At 74.8% G+C, this 4,222-nt stretch carries 4 protein-coding genes and 2 pseudogenes; 4 read left to right on the forward strand and 2 right to left on the reverse strand.

All coding sequences use genetic code 11. The annotated features are described in order from the left end of the window. Positions 1 to 39: 39 nt before the first annotated feature. A complete protein-coding gene (locus ABZ646_RS41520) occupies positions 40 to 420 on the reverse strand; it encodes a hypothetical protein (protein WP_360531443.1) in 381 nt (126 codons plus the stop codon). A gap of 231 nt (positions 421 to 651) precedes the next feature. Here ABZ646_RS41520 and ABZ646_RS41525 point away from each other — a divergent pair, with 231 nt between their 5' ends. After that, on the forward strand, positions 652 to 1,119 hold the full coding sequence (locus ABZ646_RS41525) for a hypothetical protein (RefSeq protein WP_360531446.1): 468 nt from the start codon (positions 652 to 654) through the stop codon (positions 1,117 to 1,119). A 58-nt stretch (positions 1,120 to 1,177) separates the two neighbouring features. Here ABZ646_RS41525 and ABZ646_RS41530 read toward each other — a convergent pair whose 3' ends face one another. Further along, on the reverse strand, positions 1,178 to 1,531 hold the full coding sequence (locus ABZ646_RS41530; protein ID WP_358972821.1) for a DUF805 domain-containing protein: 354 nt from the start codon (positions 1,529 to 1,531) through the stop codon (positions 1,178 to 1,180). Positions 1,532 to 1,765: 234 nt separating this feature from the next. Between ABZ646_RS41530 and ABZ646_RS41535 the strand changes: the two are divergent. The 3 genes and pseudogenes from ABZ646_RS41535 to ABZ646_RS41545 all read left to right on the forward strand — a co-directional run. Further along, a pseudogene (locus ABZ646_RS41535) lies at positions 1,766 to 2,433 on the forward strand (hypothetical protein); the annotation flags it as partial. 120 nt (positions 2,434 to 2,553) lie between these two features. Beyond that, a complete protein-coding gene (locus tag ABZ646_RS41540; RefSeq protein ID WP_360531449.1) occupies positions 2,554 to 3,318 on the forward strand; it encodes a TIGR03936 family radical SAM-associated protein in 765 nt (254 codons plus the stop codon). A 274-nt stretch (positions 3,319 to 3,592) separates the two neighbouring features. Beyond that, a pseudogene (locus tag ABZ646_RS41545) lies at positions 3,593 to 4,222 on the forward strand (ribonuclease E/G); the annotation flags it as partial.

Consider the following 4,222-nt stretch of genomic DNA (forward strand, 5'->3'; position numbering starts at 1 on the left):
GGTCGATCCGGGCCCCGTTCTGGGCCAGCGCCGACACCTTCAGCCGCGCCCGCCCGCCCGGTCCGCGGGGGCGGTCGCGATCCGCGCGGCCGTCAGCGCCAGCAGCCACAGGCCGAGGGCCAGGCAGGCGGGCACCAGCATGCCGTGGGTGGCGAACAGGGCCAGGGCGGTCACCGGGGCGGCCGCCGCCACCAGCGCCCCGGCGGCGCGGAGCGGCCCGGGGTGGGCGAGGGTCCACCACAGGCCCCCGGCGGCCAGCGCCACCGCGGCGATGGCGACCAGGACCCACAGCAGGCTCCGCAGCCCGGCGCTGACGAGCAGGACGAGCAGACTGCCCAGCAGGGCGAGCAGCGCGACCCGGGCCCAGGAGAAGGCCGTGAGACGGTCGGAGCGCGACGCCAGACGGGTCTGCGGGTTCATGGTCGTCCCTCCGACACGGCTCCCCGATGCCGGACACCTGCCGTGTCGAGGGTGCGCCCGTCCCGGGCCCGTACGCCTCACCCGGGGCGGGTGAGCCCGGGAGCCGCGGCCGGGGACCGCAACCGTCCGCGACGTGTGCGAAACCGTGACACGACCGCCACGCAAGCCGGACCGGCCCGGCCGCACAATCGGGGAACCGAAGTCGGGCGAGCGGCGGAGGAGCCGGCGGTCATGGAACTGGAACTGGGCTACGACAGGCTGGGCGGCCGGCTGCGCGCCATCGGGGACGTCCCGCTCACCTACGGACGGTGGGGCGGCCGGCCCCAGGCGCTCGGCCCGCATCCGCTGGAGTACGACATGCTGGGCAGCCGGCTGCGGCGGATCGGCGACACGGAGATCGGCTACGGACGGCTGGGCAGCGTCCCGAGGACGTTCGGCACCTGGGACGTGGACTGCGCCGCCTGGTCGGGGGTCCCGCTGCGCATCGGGCCGTACCCGGTCGACCACCCCAGGTTCGGCGGGCGGGCGCGCGCGGTGGGGCCGCTCTGCCTGTCGTACGACTTCCTGGGCGGCCGTCCCCGCCGCATCGCGCTGCCCGACGGCTGGACCGCCCTTCCCGACGACCTGCTGCGCGTGCTCTTCCTGGTCCTGCACCTCCAGGCCGAACGCAACCGGCGCAGCTCTTCGGCAGCCGGTTAGGCGCCGGACGGGCGAAGGCCCGCCGGACGGATCCGACGGGCCCTCGGGTGACGCGTGATCAGGCGGCGGCCGCGTACTTCGGGTTGGGGCCGTACTGGTTCTCCTCGGGCTTGCCCTCGGAGGCGAGCCAGACGATCAGGATGATCCAGCCGACCAGCGGAATGATGCCGATCAGGATCGCCCAGCCGGACCGGCCGGTGTCGTGCAGCCGGCGGACCGCGACGCCCAGGCCGGGCAGCAGGACCGCGAGCGCGTAGATCGAGCTCAGGGCGGCGAACCCGATGGCCCGTCCGACGACCGCCAGCACGATGCTGATGATCAGGTTGAACAGGAAGAACATCCAGTATTCCTGCCGGCGCGCGCGGCCGCTGAACACCGCGTACTTCTTGAGTACGTCCACGTACCAGTTCATTACTCGTCCCCCCGGGGATCAAGGCTTGATTGGCCCTCAGCAAATCAAGCCGACCTGGCCGGATCCATCCATATTGGCGTGAGCGGGTCAACTGTTACCGTGTCGCCGCCATATGGTGATCAAGGGGGTGCGCGGGACCGCATCCGGACGGGCTCGGGGAGCGACCGCACGGGCCTGGGCGTGCAGAATCAGCCACAACGGCAGCCACCGAGCGCGCACCCCGAAGGGTGCCTCGTCGGGCGACATGTTCTTGCCCCCCTGGGCCGCGCCGTCGGGCGGCTCCTGAACGGCTTCCTCGTCGTCCCGCTGGTCTGGCTGTACCGCCACCTGCTCACGCCCCTCGGCCACGCCCTGCTGTGGCTCCACGCGCGCGTGCCCACCCCGATCGGGTACGCCCTCGTGCGGCTCCTCACCCCCGTCGCGCGGGCCGTCGCCTGGCTGGCCGGCGAAACCGCCGGCGTTCTGTACCGGATCGCGCGCGTGCTCCTCGTCCTGCCCGCCCTCGCCCCGTGGCGCCGGCCTCGCCCCCCTGGCCCGGGGCCTCCGCGTCGTCCTCAGGGAGATCGGCGAAGCCCTCGGCCACGCCTGGCGGGCCGCCGGGCACGGCGTACGAGCCCTGGGGCGCCTCGTACGGGCCGCCGGACGGGTGCTCGGCACCCTCCTTCCGGTGGATCCTCGTGGAGCCCGCCCGCCGGGCGTACCGGACCGTCCTCACCCCGGTCGGACACGTGGTGCGCGACCTCGTGCTCCGCCCCGCGGCCCAGGCCGCACACGCCGTGGGCCGAGCCGTCCGCCGGGCCCGCGCCGACCTGCGCCGCGCCCTCTTCGGCAGCCCGGTCCGGCCGACGGCCGCGGACCGTCGGGAACCCACGGGCCGCGACACACGTACTCTTGGTGGATAGCAGTACACAGCGGTACGGCCCACAGCGGTACGGCCGCTTCCGCGAGAACCTCACGAGAACCACGAAGGACTGACGACACTGGGCAAGCGACAGCCCGAAGGCCCGCCGCCCGCACCCGCGGTGCAGCGCATCCGACTGCGCTACACCAAGCGCGGCCGCCTCCGGTTCACCAGCCACCGTGACTTCCAGCGCGCCTTCGAGCGTGCGTTGCGCCGCGCCGAGGTGCCGATGGCCTACTCGGCGGGGTTCACACCGCACCCCAAGGTGTCGTACGCCAATGCCGCACCCACCGGCACGGGCAGCGAGGCGGAGTACCTGGAGATCGCGCTCACCGCACCCCGCGACCCGGAGCGGTTGCGCGCCCTCCTCGACGAGTCCCTGCCCACCGGGCTCGACATCGTCGACGCGGTCGAGGCACGCACGTCAGGACTGGCCGACCGGCTCACCGCATCCGTGTGGGAGCTCCGGCTGCCCGGCGTGGACCCGGCCCTGGCCGAACAGGCCGTCGCCGCGTTCAACACCGCCGAGGCCGTCGAGGTCCAGCGCATGACCAAGAACGGCGTCCGCACCTTCGACGCCCGCCCCGCCGTCGTGCAACTTGAAACACAGAGTGAAACGGCTGATAGGCCGACCGACCAGCCCTGTGCGATACTGCGGCTGGTTGTTCGGCACGTGACGCCTGCCGTACGACCCGACGACGTCCTGTCCGGTCTCCGCGCCGTGGCCGACCTGGCGCCGCCGGTCCCCGCAGCGGTGACCAGGCTGGCGCAGGGGCTGCTCGATGAAGAGACCGGCACGGTGACCGACCCGCTCGCGCCCGACCGCGAGGCAGTGGAGGCCCTCTCGAAGGCCGAACCCGCTGCCGCCGCGACGGCGTCGGCGTAAGGAAGGTCCCGCGAAGGACGGACGTCGTAGCGCAGCCCTCGTACTCGGGAGCCACCTGGGTCGGGCAGCGCACCGACCAGAAGACTTTCGCCAGGCCGTCCGCGACAAGGCGTACGGAACCGGCGAGACAGGACACAGAGAGCTCCTGTGCGGCGCCCGCGCCCCACACGGCGGCACCGCGCAACGCGCGAGCCGCGGACGTCACCGGTAGTCGCTCGACGATCGACTCCGGACCAGGCGCGGCGCCCGGGAGCCTGACGGGAGAAACGCCCGCATGCTCGAACCGACCGAACCCGCAGAGACCCCTACGGGCTCCGAACCGAACACCCCCAGCGACACCCTGCCGCCGCGCAGGCGTCGCCGTGCCGCGTCCCGCCCCGCGGGACCGCCCGTCGCGGCCGAGGCCGTGACCGAGGACCAGGCCGGGACCACCGCTCCGGCCATACCGGCCGCCGAGCCCACCGAGGTGGCACAGGCCGCCGCGGCCGAGCCTTCCGAGGCCGTAGCGGCCGGCGACGCGGCCGAGGCCGCTCCTGCCCCGCGCACGCGCCGTCGTGCGACCCGCCGGGTGTCCGCGCCCACCGGGGCCCCGGAGACCGCCGAGACGGTCGTCCCCGCCGCTGCCACGGCTGCCGCTCCCGCTGTCGCCGAGCCCGACGCGAGCCCGGCCGAGGCCGCCGCGGAGAGCGACGAGGAGACCGCCCCGCCCCGTGCGCGCCGACGCGCCACGCGCCGCGCCTCCGCGCCCGCCGGAGCCCCGGCCGCCGTGGCCGAGCCCGCCGAGCCCCCCGCGGCCGAGGCAGCCCCCGAGGCAGCCGCCGCCGCCGCGGCCGCCGTCGAGGAGGCCGTTCCCGCTCCGCGCGCCCGTCGCCGTGCCACCCGCCGGGTGTCCGCGCCCGCCGGA

The organism is Streptomyces sp. NPDC007162, from assembly GCF_040634175.1.
Lineage (GTDB): Bacteria > Actinomycetota > Actinomycetes > Streptomycetales > Streptomycetaceae > Streptomyces.